Source organism: Microcoleus sp. PH2017_12_PCY_D_A, assembly GCF_020738565.1.
Lineage (GTDB): Bacteria > Cyanobacteriota > Cyanobacteriia > Cyanobacteriales > Microcoleaceae > Microcoleus.
In genome coordinates this window covers 69,086-90,972 of sequence record NZ_JAEQCI010000047.1, presented here as the reverse complement: position 1 = coordinate 90,972, position 21,887 = coordinate 69,086, and the positions used below count along the sequence as shown (strand labels likewise).

Here is a 21,887-nt window from a genome sequence, read left to right as displayed (position 1 = left end):
TGCATCCCTCGGGGAAGGACTGAAGTCCTTACTACGAACAGAACTCAGGTTCGTAGTGAGGACTTCAGTCCTCAGCAATTTGATACCGCGCGCAACTCCAAGATACCGCAAGCATCGCCTCTCAAACCGACATCTGGCTGCAAAAAGACCTGCGGCGCCTGGATTTGAGATTGGAGATTAAAAAATTGTGCGATCGCACCACCACCGACGGACAGCGAGTGATATCATCATTTAGTCAATATTCTAGTTTTTATAGCAAATAGCTCGATCGCACAATGATAGCAATAGCAATTTTAGCTGCTGGACGCGGCACCCGCATGAAATCTGACTTGCCCAAAGTTCTTCACGAATTGGGCGGGCGATCGCTAGTTGAGCGAGTCCTCCAAAGCTGTCAAGAAATTGAAATTTCCCGGCGACTTGTCATCGTCGGTTATCGAGGCGAACTCGTTAAACAAGCGCTGATTGGAGATCAAGAAATATCCGAAAAATCCGATTTCCCTCCCCTAGAATTTGTCGAACAAACCGAACAATTAGGAACAGGCCACGCCATCCAGCAATTGCTGCCTCACTTACAGGGATTTTCAGGAGATTTGCTGGTATTAAATGGCGATGTACCTTTGCTGAGAGCAGAAACTATCAAACAATTGATGGCAACTCATCAACAGCACCAAAACTCTGCTACTATATTGACAGCTAATTTGCCGAATCCTCAAGGATACGGGCGAGTATTTACTGACAGTCAAAACTTAGTGCAGCAAATTGTCGAAGACCGCGATTGTACAACAGATCAAAAGCAAAACCAGCGAATTAATGCAGGTGTTTACTGTTTTCACTGGCCGCATTTAGAGAAAATTTTGCCAGATTTGAAAGCAGACAATGACCAAAAAGAATATTACCTAACTGATACGGTAAGTATTCTCTCTCCCGTGATGGCGGTGGATGTTGAAGATTATCAAGAAATCTTGGGAATTAACGATCGCAAACATTTAGCCACAGCTTCCGATATTTTGCAAGGGCGGGTAAAGGATAAGTGGATGAGGGCGGGCGTGACGCTGATCGATCCCCAAAGCATCACGATCGATGATACCGTAGAGTTGCAGCCGGATGTGGTAATTGAACCGCAAACCCATCTGCGGGGGAAAACTTCGATCGGCTCAGGAAGTCGCATCGGGCCCGGTAGTTTGATTGAAAACAGTCAAATTAAGGAAAACGTGACTGTGCTTTATTCGGTAATTTCGGACAGTATGGTGGCGGAAAATGCGCGAATTGGCCCCTACGCACACTTGCGGGGACACGCGCAAATAGGGGCCAACTGTCGCGTCGGCAATTTTGTAGAATTGAAAAATGCTCAACTAGGCGATCGCACGAATGTCGCTCACTTGTCCTATTTAGGCGATGCGACTTTGGGAGAAAAAGTCAACATCGGCGCTGGGACAATTACCGCCAATTACGACGGCAAAAACAAGCACAAAACTCAAATAGGCGATCGGAGCAAAACAGGTTCCAATAGTGTCTTGGTGGCGCCGATAACCTTGGGAGAAGATGTTAATGTAGCTGCGGGTTCTATAGTAACAGAAGATGTGCCCAATGACTGCTTAGTAATTGCCCGTTCCCGCCAAGTTGTCAAACCAGGTTGGAAGTTGAAAGATGGAAACAAATAACTAGGCTTGTAGTGAGGACTTTAGTCCGCAAAAAGAACTAGGTTTGATCGTTCGGACTTTACTCCGCATAATTTTTACTAAAGTCCTCATTACAAACACTTTCGTGCGATCGCGCGTGCAGGTAGTTATTAATCGCTTTGGCGATTTCTAGTTGCTTGTACGGGCTCATAGTGTGGGGAAGGGATATGCGATCTCCTCCACTAACTAACAGTCTGACTTCGTACCAAACATCATGATCCCGATCTTTTGTGCGATCGACTTCCACCCCATAAATGTCGCACAGAGAGCGTTGAATTACTTTACGTGCCAACAAACCCCGCCGTTTAACAGTCAAGGTGTTGGAAGTTCCATAGAAGCTGTAGGTTTCTTTATTTCCCAAGACGATGACTCCGACTGCTGCGAGCACAAATATGCCTCCTGTCCATCCCAACCAGCGATCGTCTTGGCTTAAGCGCAGCAAGCGATGTTTTGCATTCTTAACAAAAAAATTGATGTCCGAAGCAGCAGCGTCTTTATTCCCCCAGTTAGTCGAGTTAGCACTGAAAGGAACATCCCCAACCTTCGTCACAAGTACAACTCTGCTTTTGGAGCCAAATCTTTCAACTTTAGCTCCCTGCAAAGCAGCAAGCTGAATTTCTTGGATGTTCGATCCCAGTAAGTGCGATCGCACCAACTGACAATTTCCTTGTTTTTCGTGCGATCGCTGGCAGCTCAAAGTTGCTGCATGATAGTCAAAAGTCAGCCCGATCAGTCCAAATGTCATTAATAAACAACTAGGGAACCAAAAATCTAATATGCTTTTAGTCTGAATTATTAGTTCCGTTGCTGTGTACTTGATTATTTTCATTTACTTCACCTTTTAAATCCAAAACTGATGTTACAGATCGACTTCCCGACCAGGCTACGTCAAATTGTTAAGTTATATATTATTGGAAGCGATCCTATAGGATAACCCTTTTTATCTTGCTAATAGGCTAGCACTAAAATGTCTAACCGACAACAAATGTCGCGAGTTCACCTGCGGCTGCGTTTGAGAGACCTTTCCGTGATTTAAGGAGATGAATCTGAAAAATATATTAATTATTTCATTGGGAGTGAAACCTTAGCTTTATAGCGCGATTGTACAGGAAGTAATGGCTAACAAAAATGAAGAAAACTTTATAATGTAACAGAATGTAAAGATTATTAGCGCCTACCTAAGTATCGTTAATTATTGATTTGGGCGATTCAGCCAAGAGGGATAGCTGCGCCGCGCGTACTTAAAGTCGCAGGTGCATTCATTTAGTGCGATCGCTTGTCCAAATAGCTGCAAATCAAGTCAGCCATTTTTTGTTGCTCTTCCCGATTCAAGCCACCGCTTAAACATAGGCTATCTCCCACATTCATTAGCAAATGCACATCGTACCAGGTATAGCTGTCCATATGTTCTGTTTTGTGTACGTGAACTGTTTTTAATTCGACTTCAGAAATTTCACTGAGCGATTTTTCGGTCACTTCATTCACCCTTATCCCCCTTTTTTTAATAGTTAGGATACTTGCATTTTTATCAAAAATATAAGTTTCAACACTGAATAAATTATGGAACACAAAATATATTGCAGCGAAACCAATAACGACAAAGCTGCCCTGAAAAAGTATCGAGCCGAAATTTGCTAGCCGATTATCTTTTTCTATTACTAATTTACTGACAGAGGTTTGTATATATTTATTGAACAACTCTGCATCCTTAACAGTTTGGTACGGTAGATAAACATCTCCTTGGTTAGTTGCCAGAAATACATTCTGTTTGAAAGTTGAATTCCCATCGCTATCAGTAGTCTCTATTTTGTCAACTCTAGCCTCCTTGACTTGTTGGATGGACTCTAATTCCCCTTTAACTAATCCCATAAAACTTGATGTACTCATTTCGCAACTTACGATTTTTGGCTCAATTTTTGTGCACGAAAGTCTTTCCACTCCAGAAGAGGACATCGTGATAAATATCATTAACAAGGGTATTCCTGAAAATCCTGTAACCCATACAGTAGGAAATAGCAAACCAGACAAACTTAATCCATTTTTAAGCTTGAGAAGATGTTCGGTTTTTTCAATTATTTTCATCATCGGTATCCACTCCCGTTTAATTAATTGATAGTCTGCAAAATTTTCCAGATTGCTCTTGAAGTCTATGTATATATTCAGAGGGATCAACCATTGAGGTGGCTGCGAATCGAATCAGCCATTTTTTGTTGCTCTTTCTGATTTGAGCTACTGCCTAAAGATAGGCGATCGCCCTCATTCATTAGCAAACAAACCTCCCATAACATACTGTTTTCGCCGTATATTGTTTCTAATTTAACCTCCGAAATTTCGCTGAGCGATCGTTCGGCAACTTCCTTCACCCATATTCCTTTTTTCTTAAGAGTTAAGGTACTTGCATCTTTATCAAAAATGTAAGTTTCAACAATAAAATAACGCAATACACCAGAAAATACCCTAAAACCAATAACTAAAAACAAACTGGGAAAAAGCATTATTCCAAAACCAAATAACCGATTGTCTGTTTCTATCACCAACACTCCGGTCGAGGTTTGTATATATTTATTAAACGAATTTGCATCCTTGGCACTTTGATTTGTCAACAAAAACTCCCATTCCTTGCTTACCAAAAATACATTGTTCACAGTCATGGGTTTGCCATCACTATCGGTGGTCTTGCTTGTCTCAAATCTAGCTCCCTGAACTTGATCTATCGAGGTTACTTCGCCTTTATTTAATCCCATAAAAGTTGACCTACTGAGTTCGCAATTTGCGCTTTTTGGCTCAATCTTTTTGCAGGAAAGTCTTTCCACTCCAGTAGATGCCATAATCAAGAACATCATAAATAAAGGTATTCCTGAAAATCCCGTCACCCATATGGTAGGAGATATCGCACTATAAATCATTTCCCATAAATTATTAAGCATTAGAAGATGTTCGTTTTTTTTAATAACTTTCATGTTAGGTATAATCTCCGATGTAAGTGATTGACGGGGTTACAAAAATTAGCAGACTAGGGACTAAGAACTTTCGTTATTATATGATTTCTATAGCAAAGCTCTTAACTACAATTATGCAACAGTTTTCTTTTCAGGTCAATTCATAAATGTCATTGATTAACTTCATAAAAGTCATAATTGTATTCTTGAAAATTCAGCCTAGAAACGGGTTTTTCTACGAAAGATAGCCTTTCGAGCGAAAGATGAGGTACTCATGGGCATTGGCCAAACAGGCCAAATAGGGCATTGGGCATACCTCACTTTTTTGAGAAAGCCTATAATAGCGAATACGTTAATTTTTATATTTTCCAGTACCTACTTCTACTCATAAATCTCGGAATAAAAGTATTCGGTAAAATTATTCACCCGCCAACCCCGTTGTTCAACAGTCATTTTACCGAAAATTTTATCAAAGCTATAGATTTAATTTTTCGCGCTTCCAAACATATGGTAATACCCCAGCCAGCACAAATATGCTCCCAAATATCCATGCACCCCGGCGATCGTCTTGACTGAGATTCAACGATTTGCGATCGGGATTTGCAACAAAATCATTGATTTTATTAGCAAGATCATTTTTATCCCCCCAAGAAGTAGTGTAGTAATCCGTAAACGGAATTCCCCCTGATTTGGTTAACAGTTCAACTCTGGTGCTACCCTTGGAACCTTTGGTAACTTTGCCTCCCACTAAATTATCCAGAGATATTTCTTGAGTATTTGAACCCAACAAGATCGTTTTTGTGAGTTTACAATTGCCTTGTTTAGATTCTATACGTTGGCAACTTAGAGTTGCATTTGGTGCATAAAAAACCAGCCATAATCCAGCGATAATTAAGAACAAGCTAGATAACAAGTTCAGCCTGATGTTAGAACTTTGAATTTTTAGTTCATTATATGGTGTTCCCTGGAGTTTTTTCATGAATTCATCCTTTTGATGACACAAAAACTTGAAGTGGCAATTTCTTTTTTGCGTCAATTTTATCATGCACAGATTATTTGACAAGGCCTCCGGTGCACTTGCTGGGCAAAGATATTGCTTCAGTGCTATGACTGCGATCGCACGTCGAGACATAGCTGCGAATCAAGTCAACCATTTGGCATTGTTCTGTTACTGAATTGCTTCTCAAACAAATGCGATCGCACCCCAACATCAATAGCTCAACATAGTAGCTATAATTTCCTTCGCCATCTCCTATTTCCTCCAATTCGACTGCACAAATATCGCGAATCGATCGTTCGACAACATGATTAAGCGACAAACCCCGTCGTTTAACGGTCATTTTCCCCAAAATCTTATCAAAGATATATATTTCAGATATCGCGCCGTCCAACAAGCACAGCGAGAATAACAGAAATATACCTCCACCGATCCAGTTGGACGCCAAGATGATCTGCAATAATCCAATTACAATGAAGGGAGAAATTAAGACTAAACCGTCCCAGATGCTAGAATTTTGAATTATTAGTTTAGTTGGTGTTTGCTTGAGAACTTTCATAAGCTTATCCTGTTATTTTTGAGAACGATCTAAATTACTGATTTCTCTGCTGTACGCAATTTGTCATGCACGGATTATTTAGTGCGACTGCCTGCGATCGCCATTTTGGTATTGTCAACAGCCTTGATAGCATAAGCATCGCCCGGAAGCACCTGCAAAGCTCTATCAAAATTAATTAAAGCCGTTTGGTAGTCTCTCTGCGTGTAGTAGACATAGCCAAGTTTCATTGATTTTTTGAATTCATCTTTGTTACCGGGTACAGATGCTGCATCAAGTCGAGGAGATGGCTGAGTACCCGGAGATGATTCTTGAGTTGCTGGTGGGGAAACATCGGTTTCTTGAGTCTAAGTGCATCAATCTCGATCGGATTAACCTCACTTTCCAAGCATTCCCCAATAAGCCGCACCGTAAAGTTGAGCCGCCTGCATAGCTTCCTCGTCATAACCTTGACTTTTGAAAAGAGCCTCGGCTTGTTTTAGGTAGCCCATTGCTTGTTCTTTATTGTTTGTTTTGTCTTGACTAATCAAAGCCAATCCTAATCTCATGTGAGCATCAGCATCATTAGAATCACTTTCGATCGCAGTTTTCCAGTGGGCAATTTCCTCTTCTATAGTCTTCCATTGAAGTTCGTTAGATCTGTCTGTGGGAAAGCCGTCTATACCGTAATTTTGGATACCCAAAAATATCGCAATGACTTCAGCTTGTTTATGATAGCCTCCCAAACTACCAGTGGTAAAACCAGAAGTTAGAGGAACACGCTGCTTACCTGAGTGCAATACAACGCAGATACGATATTTATTACTCTCACTATCTGAAATTTCCTGTATTTCCACACCTGAAATATCTTGAAGCAGGTGGTTAATAAGTTTTGTTTCCTGTATTTCTATGCCTGAAATACGTTGAATAAACTGTTTGAGGAATTTCCTTTTTGCAATAAGTGGTTTATGTCGTTTGATGGTCATATGACCGAGATTTTTATCAAAGGTAATAGTCTCAATTTCTACAAATATTACCAATGCCAAACCAAGGAGCGCAAATAAAGCAGCGAAAAAACCTCCAGAAAACAAAACCGCAAACAAACCGAACAACAAAAAACTCCCCCCAACAAATAGCTGTATCCAAAATGCGGACATTTCTACGAATTCTAGTTTGTCTGATGTTTGTTTCATGATTTTATGTTTAATGAATTTCAAGTGAATGTGAACGTGGATTATTTAGTCCGACTGCCGGCGATCGCCATTTTGGTATTGTCAACAGCCTTGATAGCATAAGCATCGCCCGGACGCACCTGCAAAGCTCTGTTAAAATTAATTAAAGCCGTTTGATATTCTCTCTGTCCGTAGTAGATATAGCCAAGTTTCATCGATTGTTTGAATTCGTCTTTTTGAATCGGCGCTATAAAACTTTGAGGAGATGGCTCAGCAGCCGGAGATGATTCTTGACTTGGTGATGGAGAAGTGTTAAGATCCGAAGGAAAAGAAGAAGGAGAGCTATCGTTATTTTTTAGTTCTTGATTCTGGCTAGGATCGGATATTTGTGTGAAATTTCCGCCATAAAATACTGAAGTAGTAACACCTCCCAAGACAAACATTAGCAAACCAGCACATTGAATCAAGAAGGTTTTTCTGATTTTTGTGTTGCTCCAATTTTTGACATAAAAAACAAAGCCTGCAAAGGGAACAAGCAAGTAAAGGACTCCCCAAAGAGTTTCCTCTCCAAAAGCTTGAACTAATCCCCAAATATAACCAACAAGACTTAAAACCAAACCGAGGACGAAAAATAAGGCGATCGCAATTCCAGGCATTTTATTTCTCCGGTTAATGTAGAATTATTTAGCAAACTGTAAAAGTCAGGATTTCGGCACATTTTTTACCGAAAGCTCTTTTGGCTGTTTGCTGTGTTAAAAATAGATTAGTGGTGAAAGCAGTCCGATCGCGCACAGCGAATGTTAGGATTTTGGTTAGGAATTTGACTAGGAACTCGATCGCGACTGCCACAAATGACACCCTCAAACCTCGATCGACCCGAAGAACCGTTTGTACGGGCAATTTACGACTGGGACATCGAAAAGCTCTACAGCGACTTAGCCAATGCCAAACTAGAATTCGCCCCCCACACCCGAAGAGGGCTGACACCCGTGGAAAAAAGGCACTTGTGCGGCTTGCTGTGCGGTTACAGCCCCGCCGAGATGGCGGTACTTCTTAACAAACAAATCAAGGGTGTAGAGGTTGACTTATCCAAAACCTTGTACCGATACATAGAAATATTGACAAATCGACCCCGAAATGCGCTCAAAAATTGGAGGGATGCGATCGACTGGCTGGTAATAGCCGGGTATAAAAAACAACCAAAAACCTCATCCGGCGCAGTCTTAAAAGCCACTCTCCACCATTCAGACAGCATTCTCTCGGCTGCGATCAGTCCCGACGGACAATTACTAGCAACGGGATCTCACGACAGTACAGTGAAAGTTTGGAGTTTGCACAGCGGGGAACTGCTGCGGACTATTTGCGGACATTCAACCGCCGTGTTGCTAGTTGCTTTCAGCCCCGCTAGCAAAACGCTGCTGACGCGATCGCGCGCGGGTACAGTCAAACTGTGGAACCTGCAAAATGGAGAACAGATGAAGCGTTTAGCAGACGTACACCGCCACGAATCTGTCGCTGTGAGTCCCGACTGGCAAATTTTGGCGATCGGCACCACCTGTGGCACTGTCAAGCTGCAACACCTCAACAGCGGCCAACTGCTGCAAGTTTTGAAAGGCTATCAAGGAGATGACATAAGTGCGATCGCCCTGAGTCCCAACGGCAAAATGTTAATAGCCAGCGGGCTGAATGCAACCAGCGGTTTCTGTCGCGCTACCGTGACTTTGTGGGAATTACCGGGGGGAGAAGTGCGGCGAACATTTGGTAGCGAAAATTATGTAGCAATTACTCCAGACAGCCAAATTCTAGTCTGTCATTCCAACAAAACGATCGCCCTGTGGAATTTGGAAACAGGCGAATTATTGCATTCGGTGCAAACCGGAATTCGCATCACTTCCGCCGCCGCCATTAGCCCCGACGGGAAATATTTTGCTGTGGGCTGTTTTGACGGTACTGTTAGGCTTTGGAATTTGCGAGGCGAATTGCTGCACGCTTTGGAGGGACATTCGGGCCCGGTGTCGGCGGTGGCGATCGGGAAGTTGGGCGACACTCTGGTCAGCGGTAGCGATAATGGTACAGTTAAACTTTGGCAGTTGCGAATTTAAGATGGTTGAGGTGAATGGTGATGATTAAATTATTATAGTATAATTGATTTAAGGTTTTTTAGAAGGGCCCAGACAATGAACGTTACCCTAACACCCGAACAAGAAAATTACGTGCGCTCGCAATTACAAGGTGGCAACTATGACAGCGTTCAAGAACTACTTAGCGAAGCATTGCAACTGCTAGAAGAAAGAAATCGCGCATTGAAACAGCAGCGTCTGGCAGCACTCAGACAAAAAATTGCTAGCGGTACTGAGCAAATTGCTCAAGGAAAAGTGACTGATGGTGAAGTAGTTTTTGCCAGATTGCAGGAAAAAATTCGCTTAATTTCTGAGTCTGGAGCCGGAATGAGTCGGCGATCTTTGCTAAACTAGATTCAGAGCTAATACAAAAACTATGATAACAGCACCTGCCGGATGGAAACCCCGCCACATCTCTGACAAATACAAAAAAACTCCGATTTCTCCCGAAGAGAAAGCAAAACAAAAAGCTGAAAGCCAACTGCGGTGGCAGCGCTGTCGCCCGATTTTTGAACGAGTCCGCGACGAACTCATGGCGACTCACTACAATTGGTACGTTGTTATCGATCCTGATAGTGGCGAATATTTTGTTGAGAAAGATCAACTCGTCGCTTTTGGGAAGCTGTTAACAAATTCTCCCCAAAAACTAATGGTTGTTCGGCGCTTGAATGAGACCGGAGTTTGTGGCAGTATTTTATGATTCAAGGAAAGTTTGATGAAGAGACAAATCAACTATTTTTTGAAATAAGTTTGGTAGCTGCTGATGGGGAAGTCATATTTGCGGATGCGCTTCTAGATACAGGATTCAGCGGTTGGTTGGCGATAAACAGCCAAGATTTAGATTTTAATTGGCTGCTTGTAGATGATGAATACCCCATGAAGACTGCACGAGGAGAAGGTACTTTTAATATTTATATCGGCACTGTGCAAATTGACGGTCAAGAATTTAATATTCCTGTGGTAGCAGGAGATGAGATACCAGAAATTATCATCGGGATGGAATGGCTGAAAACTAAACGGTTAGTGGTAGATTTGGCGGCGGGAATCCTGACCTTGGGGTGAAGTTTTTGGCTCGTTACGAGATAGCTACCGTTCGTCTTATCTTAATATCATGTCCGAATCGGAACGAGGCTACCGGACATGATATTAAACTAACGCCGATCGAGATTCCCGACAACTCCTGCGAAGTCGGGAATCTAAACCACCGCTTCTATGCAAATTTAAGCAACAAAAACTAACGTTCCCTTCTTTGTTTCCAAAGTATCGCCCATTTCCGTACCGTTGTGAAAAGCACCGAGAATGATCTCGCTAGTTTTGCCGATCGCGATCGCACCATTAGCATCAATCCCGATCGCACCAAAATCCCGTTTGCGATCGTCAGCTTCCGCAAAAGAACGCTCAAAAGCAGCTTTCAAACTCAAACCATCCGTTACCCGAATCACAATTCGCGCCGCCAAACACTCATCCATGATGTGCTCGCCGATACCAGTACAGCTAACCGCCGCATTGCCCGTCGCGTAATTTCCCGCAGGCATTGCTGAGTCGCTAACCCGCCCGATGCGCTCAAAACCCTTGCCGCCAGTCGATGTTCCCGCAGCCAAGCGTCCCTCAGTATCCAAAGCTACAACTCCGATGGTGCCAACACCCGCAGGTTCCGCGACCACATTAGCCATTGCTCTGTTAAAATTGCCTTGGCGTTCCTGCATCCACTCGTGCAACCGCAAATCCGTCATCGGATCGTAAATCGGTAAGTGAAGTTCTCGCAGCAATTCCGCCGCACCGTAATCTGAGAGTACGCGATCGTCCGAAGTCTGCAAAAATTGAGCAAGTTCGATCGGATTTTGAACGCGAGCCACATTAATTGTGCCGCTGAAACGCTGCGCCAAACCGTCCATCAGCGAAGCACTCATCCGAATTTGCCCGTCCGACTGTACCACAGAACCCGTGCCCGCATTAAATCGCGGGTCATCTTCCAACAACCGACAGCCCTGCACTACTGCATCTACGGCACTTGCGCCATTTTTCAGCAGCGGATACACTGCCTCCAAAACATCGTAAAGCGACTTCCGCACCGCTTCAATTCCGCCCTTGCTTTGCAGACAACTACCGGCACCGCCGTGAATAACTAGCTTTGGTTGCACCTGTTGCGATGCCATACTTCTAACCGTGAAATTTTTCCTTTGCAATCTTAGCCTCAGTTTGGCAAATGGCAAGACATTCTTAATTTTCTGTGCTATTACGGCGGCGGCGACAGCGATCCGAGCAGTATTTCACCTCATCCCAGCAGTCGGCCCATTTTTTGCGCCAAGTAAAAGGTCGATCGCACACCGGACACATCTTAGTCGGTAAATCGGACTTCGATCGTTGCTTTGCCATGCTAATTTTGACAGTGGATTACTAACTTAGATATTGTATTATTCTGATTATGAACAGGCAAGATGCCTGTTCCACAAGAGAATTAAATTCTTGTGGAACAGGCATCTTGCCTGTTGCTGAAGAAACAACCCAATTTCAGCCAAAAATCTCCCCAGTAAAAATGCTCGCAACGGCATCAGCCAACATCCGAATCGTCTTAGTCGAACCCGCAGGGCCCTTAAATGTGGGTTCTGTGGCCCGCGTGATGAAAAATATGGGTTTGCACCAATTAATTTTGGTGAATCCCCAGTGCGATTATTTAGGGGAAGAAGCCCGGTTGATGGCTGTGCGCGCCGCCTCAATACTAGAAACGGCGATAGTAGTTGAGAGTTTGCCGGCTGCTTTGGTAGGATGTGTCAGGGCGATCGCAACTACAGGAGATGATTGTCGATCGCACCCAATGCCGCTAGAAGCACCCGCAGATGCTTTACCTTGGTTGCTAGAAGCCCCCAGCGCCCTAATTTTTGGTCGAGAAGATTGTGGATTGACTAACGCCGAATTAAACCGCGCCCAGCGCTTGATTCGGATTCCTAGCAGCGATGCTTACACTTCCTTAAATCTCGCTCAAGCCGTAGCTATTTGCTGCTATGAATTGTATCTAGACGAAGGAAGAAGGAAGAAGGAAGAAGGAAGAGGGAAGAAGGAAGAGGGAAGTTCAGCAACGGATTCTGTAGCGGATGTAACGGATAGAAAGAATAAGGAAGAGGCAATATTTGCCCAATCTCCCAATCTCCCCCTCTCCCCCTCTCCCAACAGTGCTCCGTTGGAAAATTTGGAGGGATATTACCAGCAATTAGAAGGGCTGCTACTGAAAATTGGGTATTTGCAGCCGCACACAGCAGCAAGTCGGATGGAAAAATTTCGGCGTTTGTACAACAGGGCTTATCCGACAGTGGATGAAGTCGCCATGCTGCGGGGCGCGATCCGTCAAACAGAATGGGGATTGAAAAATTATCCGCGATCGCCAGTTTCTGATACTCTGGATGGGGCGCTGCCGGAAAATCCAACGGATAGCTAGGTGTAGTGGTATTAGAAACCGGGTTTCTTGCCGGGAAATTACCTTAAAGCCTAGGTTTTTAGTCAAGAAACCCGGTTTCTTGGGTGACAATTGCGTGCACGGGTGCGTGTGGAGTAAATCTAAAATCCCAAATCTAAAATCTAAAATCTAAAATCTAAAATCTAAAATCTAAAATCTAAAATCTAAAATCTAAAAGTGATTGGCTGTTAAGCTAAAAAATCTTAAACTTGAAATTTACAGTGCAGAAGGAGTAAGACGTGGCAGAGCGGTTTCCCAAACGATCGATATTATCAGTGATGTCCTCGATAGCCTCTGCCAACTCCGGCCCGCAGCCGCCTCAATCCGGCGCTTCAACCGAGTCTGGCAAATCCAGCCGTCGCCGCCCTCCCCAACCGCAAAACAGCAATGGGGAAATTCCCACATCAGAAACTGCGACTTTCCCACCGCAAACAAGCCGCAGCAGAAGTAGAGCAAAATCTCCCGCACCTACCCCCGCAGAATTGAGCGCGCAGGACTTTTTGTCCAATCCCCAATCAGCAATTAATCCCAGAAAACCCAAAACCGCTAAAACCACCAAAATTGGGGAGGCGAAGAGCCGCCAACCTCGCAAAAAAGGCCTCGCTGCTGTCGATATGTTCGCTTTTCCCGAACCGAATTCCCCTGTCAGCACTCGGGCCAGCAATCCCATCAGCGAACCCGAAACGACAAGTCCCCCCCCAGCCCGTAAAAGTCGGGTTAGCGCACCGCCAGAGAGCATTCCAGACCCGGTAACAGCCCCCAAGCTCAAAAAAGCCCCCGTGCCGAAACCGCGCCCCCAAGCGAATCAGAGACCGGGAAAACGCTCTGCAACTCGGAACGTGCCGCCGTTGGTATACGCTACTCGGTTGCTGATTTTGGGAGTTGGGATGGCGGTGATTTGCGGTACGCTGCTGTCAGTGGTGAATGCTGTAAGTCGATCGGGCGTAGCCACACAGGAAACCCCCGCAGACCAGAAAAACCCAGCCGATAGCGCAGTTGCCGCACCAGCCACCCCAGAAGCCCTGCAACTGAATCAAGAATTAGCAGCTTTGAAAACACAAGTTCAGGTGATAGCAACAGAAAATCCTACTTTAACAGCCGGAATATTTCTAGTTGATTTAGATACAGGAAGCTACCTAAATTTTAACGGCGATGCTCCTTTTGCTTCAGCGAGCACGATTAAAGTCCCAATTTTAGTAGCTTTTTTCCAAGCAGTAGATGAGGGCAAAATCCAGTTAGATCAGATGTTGACGCTGAAACCGGAACATATTGCTGAGGGTTCTGGGGATATGCAAGACGACGCACCGGGCCAGAAATATTCGGCTTTGGAAGTTGCGAAAAAGATGATTGTTGTCAGCGACAATACGGCGACAAATATGATGATTGAGTTGTTGGGAGGTGCGGAGGTTTTAAATCAGCAATTTGCTAACTGGGGATTGAGGGCGACGGTGCTGCGGAATAAGTTGCCGGATTTGGAGGGAACGAATACTAGCAGCCCGAAGGATTTGATAAATATTATGGCTCAAGTCGATCGCGGAAATTTGGTTTCTGTCAAATCGCGCGATCGAATTTTGCAAATCATGCGGCAAACTAAAAACGATACTTTGCTACCGAGAGGCTTGGGCGAAGGAGCAGTGATTGCTCACAAAACCGGCAACATCAATACAATGCTAGCCGATGCGGGGATGGTAGATTTGCCCAACGGCAAGCGCTATTTAGTAGCAGTGATGGTGAAGCATCCGCCGGAAACCGAGAAGCCCGCTCAAAGTTTGATTCGGGATATTTCTAAGATGAGTTACCGCTATTTGAACGACGGGGAAACGCCCGCCGATTCCCAAGTAAAAATTAAAAATTAATTGATTCTAGGTTCGTAGTGAGGACTTTAGTCCGCATCCAAATCCGAGGACTAGCATTCCTCACCTAAAATAGGTTCGTAGTGAGGACTTCAGTCCGCATCCAAATCCGAGGACTGAAGTCCTCACTACAAACCGATAAAAACCTCTAAATTCGAGGCTATTCAGAGAATTTTTAACTCTTCCGGGTATGTTAGCGCAAGTCCCGTAGAGTTTACAAACTATAAATGAGTTTGTATTATGAAACTAACCACCCGACTTGCTTGTTTGCTAGCACTCTCAACCTTAGCCGTGGGAGTCTCCCCCGCCTTCAGCAATCCCCTTCGCTCTTCTCAAAGTGAATTCACGGATATTACAGTTATTTCCAATAATATCGAACTGAATCGAGCGAAAAACCTAGCCCGTCAAGCAGCAGAAAATGCTAACGGCGGTTTGGGCAAATATCGAGCCGAAGCATCAATGCACGGCGCATCAGCAGAATCGCCTTTTGTTGACAATGGTGACGGTACTTGGACATTTACTTTTCAAGGTTACAAACCCGGTTCGTCTGTATATACGGTTGAGACGGTTGTGACTGTTTCCCAAGAAGGAAGAATCACAGTCAATTACAACGGACGCATTCGCAGCTCAAACCGATTTTAAGAAGGCTTTGAACAGTTGCGATCGATCCTAGAATTATTGTAGGCCGATCGCGCTGTCAGTCAATTTTAGATTTACAGAAGCGTGACGCATGGGGGGCGAGAAACCGGGTTTCTTCCTATATTTCTAATTACTAAGCGTAAAATCTCGTAGAAACCCGGTTTCTGAGGCGCCAAACTCTTGAGAGGGCGAGAAACCGGGTTTCTTCCTTCTATTTCTGATTGCTAGACGTAAAATCTCGTAGAAACCCGGTTTCTGAGGCGCCAAACTCTTGAGAGGGCGAGAAACCGGGTTTCTTCCTTCTATTTTTGATTGCTGGGCGTAAAATCTCGTAGAAACCCGGTTTCTGAGGCGCCAAACTGTTCAGACGTAACAAATAAGCCCTGTCAGTCGATTTGATATTTACAGAGATTCAAAAGTAGCAGTAAAACCCTCTAAAGTCAAGCATTCATCCATAAAATCCTCTACATCATTGACATTTTCCAATTGATATTCCATGATACGTTCACCGTCGCCTTTCATCTTTTTAGAAGAAAGAGGCGTAGCCGGATATTTGTCAGCAATGACTTTGAAAGCTTTGGAATTGAGAGTCCAGCTTTCCGCAGAACATTTAATCATTAAAAGCCACACGATCAAATCCCTCCTTGGGTTTGGTTTATTAAGAGAAAACTCGGCGGTTGAAACCGCGGCGACACAGCCAAAACCTGCCTCCGCAGGTTGAAGAGCGAACCGTTAAAATAACGTGATTTTCTTCTATTTTCTTCATTAGTCCGCGCACCATCCGGACTTTGTTTGTGTAGACGCGGTTTCAACCGCCGTCTTCTTTATCTTTGTTTTTGTAGAGGCGGTTGAAACCGCCGTCTTCCTTATCTACTCGATAAAGCCGACAAATCAAGGGATTCTGTTGTTTGGAAAAAAGCTAAAAGCCGATCGACTATTTGAGCAACACCACCCTTAACATTCGACTCAACATTCAAAGGCATCACCGGATCGTGCAGTGACAAGCGTAGCAGAAACCAGCCCGATTCGCTAGCTGACGTGCAGGAAACTCGCAAACCTTCGTAATTATTGGGTACAATTTGCCAGTCGGCTTGGGTTGAGACAAATTCTTGCAGTTGCTCAATGACCAAATTTCCCTGAGCTTTGAAATCGTCCACACCAATTTTAATCCGAAACTCGGAACTTTCTTCAGGTTCTTGTAAATTCGCAATTAAGTCGGGCAAAGATTTATTTTCCAGCTTGGATTTAGCCAATTCAATCAATAATTTGCTGACCAAATAAGCGCCATCATCCAGAAAGTAATTTTCCTTCAAAGCGCCATGTCCAGAAGTTTCAATCGCCAGCCACGATTCCTGTCCCGCTGCATTCAGGCGAATCGACTCATCGATCACATTTTTGTAACCGCGTTTAAAGCGATGGTGAATTCCTTTCAAATCCTGTTCGATGAATTGCGTTAAGCCATCGGATGTGATAGAATCCGTAACGATGGTTGAGCCTGGGTGCTCTTGTAGGACGATCGCCGAAATCAACGCGATTAAGCGATTGCGATTGAGTTCCTTGCCAATGTAATCCACCGCCGCACTGCGATCGACATCCGTATCAAAAATAATCCCAAAATCAGCTTGATTGGCAATAACCGCTTGACAAATTGACTGCATTGCCTGTTTATCTTCGGGATTCGGCACGTGATTGGGGAAAGTACCATCCGGTTCTAAAAATTGACTGCCCGTCGTGTCTGCACCTAAAGGCTTTAAGACTTTATCAACATAAAATCCGCCCGCACCATTACCCGCATCCACAACAATTTTCAACCCTGTCAGCGGCTGCTCAAAATTCTCGGGATGATTGACTGATTCCCTAATTTTCTCGACAAATTGATTACCGTAAACTGAGATAAAATCATGCTTGGTAATAGTACCGGGAACGGCAGCTTTTTTAAACTCATTGGTTTCGGCAAATGTTAAGATGTCGGTAATATCTTTTTTTTGCAATCCACCCTTAGCGGTGAAAAACTTTAAGCCGTTGCGATTAAATGGTAAATGGCTAGCAGTCAGCATAATTGCGCCGTCGCACTCAAAACCGGGGGTGATTGTACTCATAAACATGGCGGGAGTTGATGCCATTTCAAAGTCATATACTGTAGAACCAACTGAGGCGATGCCCTCCATGACTGCTTGCATTAAAGTTGGCCCGGAGAGGCGGCTGTCACGCCCGATCGCAATTATCAACTTTTCAGCAGGTTTATTGACTTTTTGCACCAGCCAACTGACAAAGGATTGACCTAAAATTGTCGCAATTTCCGGCGTGAGGTTGACTGTTTCGCCGGGAACCCCTTCGAGGGCGATACCGCGAATGTCCGAGCCATTTTGGAGTTTTTTCCAGTTATAGTTTTGCATAATCATTGATGGTAAGTATAGCAGTTGACAGTTGACAGTTGACAGTTGACAGTTGACAGTGAATTTTTTGGATGGAGATTCAAACCCTACCCTCAAACAATCCATATTATAGGTGAGGGAGTTAAACCCGCTTTCGATCCAATTATCAATTGCCCATTGTTAAAAGCCTTGTCAAACTGTATCACTTTCTTGACTGTCTAGGATAGCGGCAAGATGTTTGCGGATTGTGGGTGAGCGAAATCCCAAAATGATATCTTTGTTACAGACACCGCGCTGAATTAGCTCTTGATCGATGAAGACTTCGGTGCTATTTTGCTGAATCCAAACTTGGCCCTCGATGATATCTAAGTGCATGGCGCAACCATATATGCGATATTCATCGCGCCAACTATGATGTATCACCAAATAGCGATCGCGTGAATGGTCAAAAATTAACTGAGCTTGGGTGTCGTCTTTGGCGAAGTCTTCGAGAAATTGACAAACAATTTGGCGATACTCATTTATTCTATCCATTGTTCAATAGCCTCACTATTTGGATTATAAACAATTAACCGAACCTGATACCGCTCAATGACAGTTTTTGCTGGTTCAAAACGTAAAAAGGTTTGATAAGCATCTCTTGGTACTGCTAGATACAAAATACGCCCTGGTTCATCAGAAACTTCTATGGCAATTCGGTAGTTTAGAAATTGACCAAGAGCCGTGTGAAATGCTGAAATGTTAGAGCCACTAATAAAGCTTTTTACTTCTACTGCGATTTGACTGCCTTCTTTTTCGGCTGCGATCGCTGATTCGGCAGCTAAGTCAATGTAGATATCAGCTATACCATAGCGCAGTTGATAAGGATCGTGGGTGATTTGCCAACCTTCTTTTTGAAGAGCGATTTTGACGGTGTTATGAAATATGTCTTTTGCCATAGTAATTAATGATTATCGTTGAGAAATTGTATAAACTCTTTGAAGTCTTGATTCAGCATTTTTATATTTCCATTGGTGATAACTATGACGAATTTCTTCTAATGCCTTAAGTCTGGCTTGATAAGATTGAGTTTGCCAATAAGAAAAATCACTTTTTTGTTCTTTGAGGTTTATTTTACGACAAAGAATGGTCTTTTATTTGTATCCATTATGTAGATTTAAATTGATTAATTTGATAGATTTCTTGAGCATCTTCCAAGGAATATTCAATTTCATCATCTTCGTAGAAAAGTTGCGTTAATGAATAGTCTTGCCACTCGGTACTTTGCCACTCAGTATATTCGGATATTATATCAAATTCATTGGTATTAGAATTATTCATCTCTCTCTTTTCTGACTCTGTGTTCTCTGCGCTCTCTGCGGTTAAATCATTCCGATCCAAGCTTAAACGATATTAGCTGTTGATTTGTCCATAACTTCTCTTGATATCTCATTATAGCAATATCTCTGAGGGTAAGACTTAGGCATTACGGTGACAGAGTTTTTCAACTCTATCATGAAAATTATAGCCCCATCACCGCTGAGATTAAACTCTCATTCCTTAGTCGCGCTCAACGCTGTAAATTGCCTGCAAACTGAACTCACCATGGGCGGGGACTTCGACAATATCCGTCGCCGCATTGGTCGTTTCCACGCAGATTAAGCGCTGATAATCTGCATCGTCGAGGTCGGCCATGTTTGCAGAAATTGTCACCCAGGGATTCCACACGACGGCGGATTTACTACCAGATGATTTAATGCGAATCCGACGGTTGAGGGAGGCGTCGTCTATGACTAATTCGTTGGTGACATTGAGATAAATTCGATCGACCTCACCGACTGCTACCACTGCACCTACTTGAGTTTTTTCGACTCCACCGTCAACTTTATCAAGATACTGGCTGTTTTCTAAACCCAACACCTGCACGCGGTTGATGTCTCCGACTAGGAAGTAGGTGTGGAAGGCTTGGGTGAGGGGAAATGCTTTTTCGCCCTTATTGCGGGTGATTAATTCTACTGTGAGAGTGGTGCCGACGGTAATTGCGATCGCCAGTTCAAAAGCTTGGGGCCAAATTGCTCTAGTTTCCTCAGTATCCTTGAGGCCTAGGGTGACTTGGGTTGCGCCGTCAGGAGTTGTACCGGTGTTGACGACATTCCACAGGCGATTGCGGACAAACCCGTGGGCTGGGCGGCCCAAACCTTCGGGATCTGGGCCAAACCAGGGCCAGCAGATGGGTACACCGCCTTTGATGGCTTTCCCTTCGGCGTAGTAAGCTTTGTCGCTGAGGAACATCAAATCTGCGGTTTCGGTGGCTGGTTGGAAGGAGAGCACTTGGCCGGAATACACAGATATCAAGGCTTTGGCTTGGCCGTTGTCGATGTGAATCATCGGGAAACCGCCGTTTCCGCTGGCGAAGGTGAGGTGGCCGGCGATGCTGTAGTCTGTGTTTAGTTGGTCAATACTCATGCTGGTGGCGGAGGTTAATTGCTTTCCAATTATCTGATATTATGGTTGCTGCGGTTGTTTGTATTGTTGAGTTTGAGTGGAATGCGCGATCGGCTGTTTCTCTTAATTATGCAAAGATTAAGAAACCGGGTTTCTGGGAAAATTTAGGTTTGGTGGTGAAAGATTTCGGAAGAAACCCGGTTTCTTAGGTTTGGTGGTGAAAGATTTCGGAAGAAACCCGGTTTCTCTTAATTCTGCAAAGATTAAGAAACCGGGTTTCTGGGAAAATTTAGGTTTGGTGGTGAGAGATTTTGGCAGAAACCCGGTTTCTGGAAATTGTGCAAAGATTAAGAACCGGGTTTCTAAGAAAATTTAGGTTTGGTGGCGAGAGATTTTGGCAGAAACCCGGTTTCTCTTAATTATGCAAAGATTAAGAAACCGGGTTTCTGGGAAAATTTAGGTTTGGTGGCGAGAGATTTTGGCAGAAACCCGGTTTCTCTTAATTATGCAAGGATTAAATACAACCGAAAACTCAGAACCGGGCTACAAAACTCCCACTGCTGATAGCGCCTCCGCCTCAACCTCATTCATCTCGTCGAGTTTCAGCCAAACTTGCTGCATCAACTCATCCAACCCAACTCGACTCACAGCCGAAATCATCAACACCGGAGCACCGCTGATTTCCTGCAATCGCGCGATCGCATTTCCAATTTCCTCATCCTCAAGATCGATCGCATCTACCTTATTAAAAGCCAAAATCTGCGGCCGATCCGCCAAACCCCGCCCGTAAGCCTTCAACTCTTCCTGAATTGTGATGTAATCGGCGATCGGATCTTCATCAGTAATATCCACCAAATGCAGCAACAACCGAGTCCGTTCAATGTGCCGCAAAAACTCGTAACCCAAACCCGCGCCTTCGTGAGCCCCGGCAATTAATCCTGGAATATCAGCAAAAACAGTACCGTCGCCCGTCGGTTTTTTGACTACGCCCAAATTCGGGATTAAAGTTGTAAACGGATAATCTGCAATCTTCGGGCGCGCCGCCGACAAAGCAGAAATTAAGGTTGATTTGCCCGCATTCGGCAAACCAATAATTCCCACTTCAGCTAATAGCTTCAATTCCAACCGCAAAAACTTGTGTTCTCCTTCTTTTCCCGGCATCGCATAATCTGGAGCGCGGTTAGAATTGGTCAGAAAACACTTATTTCCTAAACCGCCTTTGCCGCCTTTGGCAACACAAAAAGTCTGTCCGGGCGTCACCAAATCTGCTAAAATTGCCTGAGTTTCCGCATCGTAAACTACTGTACCGCAGGGAACTTCGATCGTGCGATCGCTCCCTGAAGCACCAGTCATATTCTTCGGCGCGCCCTTCTTCCCGTTTTCGCCCTTAAAAATCCGGTTGTACTGGAAATCCAGCAGCGTTTGCAGGCTTTCCACCGCCACCATAAACACAGAACCGCCCCGCCCGCCGGTGCCCCCGCTCGGCCCGCCCGCCGGTATATACTTTTCTCTGCGAAAAGCTACCATACCGTCGCCGCCTTTCCCGGCTGCGACTTGAATATCTGCGCGATCGATAAATTGCATAATTTAGTTAATAGTCAGTAGTCATTAGTCAGCAGTCAGTAGTCATTAGTCATTAGTCATTCGTTATGATACCAGATCCAACTACAATCTTGATCTTTTGGTGTGCATTACACATCCTA

26 protein-coding genes are annotated in these 21,887 nt (G+C 44.2%); 9 read left to right on the top strand and 17 right to left on the bottom strand.

Features of this window, described 5'->3' with window-relative positions; genetic code table 11:
* Nucleotides 1–275 precede the first annotated feature (275 nt).
* Entirely contained in the window at nucleotides 276–1,661 is a 1,386-nt protein-coding gene (gene glmU, locus JGK39_RS15450) for a bifunctional UDP-N-acetylglucosamine diphosphorylase/glucosamine-1-phosphate N-acetyltransferase GlmU (RefSeq protein WP_293253445.1), read from the top strand.
* Between the two features lie 58 nt (nucleotides 1,662–1,719).
* On the opposite strand, the gene JGK39_RS15445 is transcribed toward glmU, so the two are convergent.
* The 8 genes from JGK39_RS15445 to JGK39_RS15410 all read right to left on the bottom strand — a co-directional run bounded on the left by JGK39_RS15445 (nucleotide 1,720) and on the right by JGK39_RS15410 (nucleotide 7,978).
* The gene (locus JGK39_RS15445) at nucleotides 1,720–2,508 is read right to left on the bottom strand and encodes a hypothetical protein (protein ID WP_293296733.1); all 789 of its coding nucleotides are present in this window, start codon (nucleotides 2,506–2,508) and stop codon (nucleotides 1,720–1,722) included.
* Nucleotides 2,509–2,942: 434 nt separating this feature from the next.
* Complete coding sequence (locus JGK39_RS15440; RefSeq protein ID WP_293181351.1) at nucleotides 2,943–3,764, bottom strand: hypothetical protein; 822 nt, start codon at nucleotides 3,762–3,764, stop codon at nucleotides 2,943–2,945.
* An 83-nt stretch (nucleotides 3,765–3,847) separates the two neighbouring features.
* Nucleotides 3,848–4,639 carry a hypothetical protein gene (locus JGK39_RS15435; RefSeq protein ID WP_293206497.1) on the bottom strand — a complete coding sequence of 264 codons (792 nt, stop codon included), beginning with the start codon at nucleotides 4,637–4,639 and terminating at the stop codon, nucleotides 3,848–3,850.
* A gap of 454 nt (nucleotides 4,640–5,093) precedes the next feature.
* Complete coding sequence (locus JGK39_RS15430; protein ID WP_293253441.1) at nucleotides 5,094–5,597, bottom strand: hypothetical protein; 504 nt, start codon at nucleotides 5,595–5,597, stop codon at nucleotides 5,094–5,096.
* A 73-nt stretch (nucleotides 5,598–5,670) separates the two neighbouring features.
* The gene (locus tag JGK39_RS15425; protein ID WP_293253439.1) at nucleotides 5,671–6,174 is read right to left on the bottom strand and encodes a hypothetical protein; all 504 of its coding nucleotides are present in this window, start codon (nucleotides 6,172–6,174) and stop codon (nucleotides 5,671–5,673) included.
* A gap of 74 nt (nucleotides 6,175–6,248) precedes the next feature.
* On the bottom strand, nucleotides 6,249–6,401 hold the full coding sequence (locus tag JGK39_RS15420) for a hypothetical protein (protein WP_293253437.1): 153 nt from the start codon (nucleotides 6,399–6,401) through the stop codon (nucleotides 6,249–6,251).
* 147 nt (nucleotides 6,402–6,548) lie between these two features.
* Entirely contained in the window at nucleotides 6,549–7,343 is a 795-nt protein-coding gene (locus JGK39_RS15415) for a hypothetical protein (protein WP_293253435.1), read from the bottom strand.
* 41 nt (nucleotides 7,344–7,384) lie between these two features.
* Entirely contained in the window at nucleotides 7,385–7,978 is a 594-nt protein-coding gene (locus JGK39_RS15410) for a tetratricopeptide repeat protein (RefSeq protein ID WP_293253432.1), read from the bottom strand.
* 195 nt (nucleotides 7,979–8,173) lie between these two features.
* Here JGK39_RS15410 and JGK39_RS15405 point away from each other — a divergent pair, with 195 nt between their 5' ends.
* From JGK39_RS15405 to JGK39_RS15390, 4 genes are all read left to right on the top strand, one after another.
* Nucleotides 8,174–9,424 (top strand): WD40 repeat domain-containing protein, encoded by a 1,251-nt coding sequence (locus tag JGK39_RS15405; protein ID WP_293243028.1) that lies wholly within the window; start codon nucleotides 8,174–8,176, stop codon nucleotides 9,422–9,424.
* Between the two features lie 75 nt (nucleotides 9,425–9,499).
* On the top strand, nucleotides 9,500–9,796 hold the full coding sequence (locus JGK39_RS15400) for a type II toxin-antitoxin system ParD family antitoxin (protein ID WP_293225000.1): 297 nt from the start codon (nucleotides 9,500–9,502) through the stop codon (nucleotides 9,794–9,796).
* A 22-nt stretch (nucleotides 9,797–9,818) separates the two neighbouring features.
* Complete coding sequence (locus tag JGK39_RS15395; protein ID WP_293253429.1) at nucleotides 9,819–10,142, top strand: hypothetical protein; 324 nt, start codon at nucleotides 9,819–9,821, stop codon at nucleotides 10,140–10,142.
* Nucleotides 10,139–10,504 (top strand): aspartyl protease, encoded by a 366-nt coding sequence (locus JGK39_RS15390; RefSeq protein ID WP_293191276.1) that lies wholly within the window; start codon nucleotides 10,139–10,141, stop codon nucleotides 10,502–10,504. The genes JGK39_RS15395 and JGK39_RS15390 overlap by 4 nt, the downstream gene beginning before the upstream one ends.
* A 158-nt stretch (nucleotides 10,505–10,662) precedes the next feature.
* Here the strand turns inward: JGK39_RS15390 and JGK39_RS15385 are convergent, their stop codons facing one another.
* Together JGK39_RS15385 and JGK39_RS15380 are read right to left on the bottom strand one after the other, a co-directional pair.
* Nucleotides 10,663–11,598 carry an isoaspartyl peptidase/L-asparaginase gene (locus JGK39_RS15385; RefSeq protein WP_293253426.1) on the bottom strand — a complete coding sequence of 312 codons (936 nt, stop codon included), beginning with the start codon at nucleotides 11,596–11,598 and terminating at the stop codon, nucleotides 10,663–10,665.
* Nucleotides 11,599–11,662: 64 nt separating this feature from the next.
* Nucleotides 11,663–11,818: a DUF2256 domain-containing protein gene (locus JGK39_RS15380; protein WP_293216634.1), complete on the bottom strand. Its 156-nt coding sequence runs from the start codon at nucleotides 11,816–11,818 to the stop codon at nucleotides 11,663–11,665.
* Between the two features lie 160 nt (nucleotides 11,819–11,978).
* Between JGK39_RS15380 and JGK39_RS15375 the strand changes: the two genes are divergently transcribed.
* The 3 genes from JGK39_RS15375 to JGK39_RS15365 all read left to right on the top strand — a co-directional run bounded on the left by JGK39_RS15375 (nucleotide 11,979) and on the right by JGK39_RS15365 (nucleotide 15,388).
* Nucleotides 11,979–12,875 carry an RNA methyltransferase gene (locus JGK39_RS15375; RefSeq protein ID WP_293253477.1) on the top strand — a complete coding sequence of 299 codons (897 nt, stop codon included), beginning with the start codon at nucleotides 11,979–11,981 and terminating at the stop codon, nucleotides 12,873–12,875.
* Between the two features lie 257 nt (nucleotides 12,876–13,132).
* Nucleotides 13,133–14,749, top strand: coding sequence for a serine hydrolase (locus tag JGK39_RS15370; RefSeq protein ID WP_293253423.1), 1,617 nt, complete (start codon nucleotides 13,133–13,135; stop codon nucleotides 14,747–14,749).
* 237 nt (nucleotides 14,750–14,986) lie between these two features.
* Entirely contained in the window at nucleotides 14,987–15,388 is a 402-nt protein-coding gene (locus tag JGK39_RS15365) for a hypothetical protein (RefSeq protein ID WP_293253420.1), read from the top strand.
* A 399-nt stretch (nucleotides 15,389–15,787) separates the two neighbouring features.
* Here JGK39_RS15365 and JGK39_RS15360 read toward each other — a convergent pair whose 3' ends face one another.
* The 6 genes from JGK39_RS15360 to JGK39_RS15335 form a co-directional block, all read right to left on the bottom strand.
* Nucleotides 15,788–16,003 carry a hypothetical protein gene (locus JGK39_RS15360; protein ID WP_293253417.1) on the bottom strand — a complete coding sequence of 72 codons (216 nt, stop codon included), beginning with the start codon at nucleotides 16,001–16,003 and terminating at the stop codon, nucleotides 15,788–15,790.
* A gap of 248 nt (nucleotides 16,004–16,251) precedes the next feature.
* Nucleotides 16,252–17,781 carry a phosphomannomutase/phosphoglucomutase gene (locus JGK39_RS15355; RefSeq protein ID WP_293296732.1) on the bottom strand — a complete coding sequence of 510 codons (1,530 nt, stop codon included), beginning with the start codon at nucleotides 17,779–17,781 and terminating at the stop codon, nucleotides 16,252–16,254.
* Between the two features lie 171 nt (nucleotides 17,782–17,952).
* The gene (locus tag JGK39_RS15350) at nucleotides 17,953–18,294 is read right to left on the bottom strand and encodes a XisI protein (RefSeq protein ID WP_293192269.1); all 342 of its coding nucleotides are present in this window, start codon (nucleotides 18,292–18,294) and stop codon (nucleotides 17,953–17,955) included.
* Nucleotides 18,282–18,698, bottom strand: a complete 417-nt coding sequence (locus JGK39_RS15345; protein WP_293231397.1) for a XisH family protein — start codon at nucleotides 18,696–18,698, stop codon at nucleotides 18,282–18,284. The genes JGK39_RS15350 and JGK39_RS15345 overlap by 13 nt, the downstream gene beginning before the upstream one ends.
* A gap of 208 nt (nucleotides 18,699–18,906) precedes the next feature.
* Nucleotides 18,907–19,080 (bottom strand): hypothetical protein, encoded by a 174-nt coding sequence (locus JGK39_RS15340; protein WP_293181301.1) that lies wholly within the window; start codon nucleotides 19,078–19,080, stop codon nucleotides 18,907–18,909.
* Nucleotides 19,081–19,299: 219 nt separating this feature from the next.
* Nucleotides 19,300–20,205 carry a D-hexose-6-phosphate mutarotase gene (locus JGK39_RS15335; RefSeq protein ID WP_293253411.1) on the bottom strand — a complete coding sequence of 302 codons (906 nt, stop codon included), beginning with the start codon at nucleotides 20,203–20,205 and terminating at the stop codon, nucleotides 19,300–19,302.
* A 41-nt stretch (nucleotides 20,206–20,246) separates the two neighbouring features.
* Here JGK39_RS15335 and JGK39_RS15330 point away from each other — a divergent pair, with 41 nt between their 5' ends.
* The gene (locus JGK39_RS15330; RefSeq protein ID WP_293322261.1) at nucleotides 20,247–20,393 is read left to right on the top strand and encodes a hypothetical protein; all 147 of its coding nucleotides are present in this window, start codon (nucleotides 20,247–20,249) and stop codon (nucleotides 20,391–20,393) included.
* Between the two features lie 334 nt (nucleotides 20,394–20,727).
* Here the strand turns inward: JGK39_RS15330 and obgE are convergent, their stop codons facing one another.
* Nucleotides 20,728–21,768, bottom strand: a complete 1,041-nt coding sequence (gene obgE, locus JGK39_RS15325; RefSeq protein ID WP_293253405.1) for a GTPase ObgE — start codon at nucleotides 21,766–21,768, stop codon at nucleotides 20,728–20,730.
* Nucleotides 21,769–21,887 lie beyond the last annotated feature (119 nt).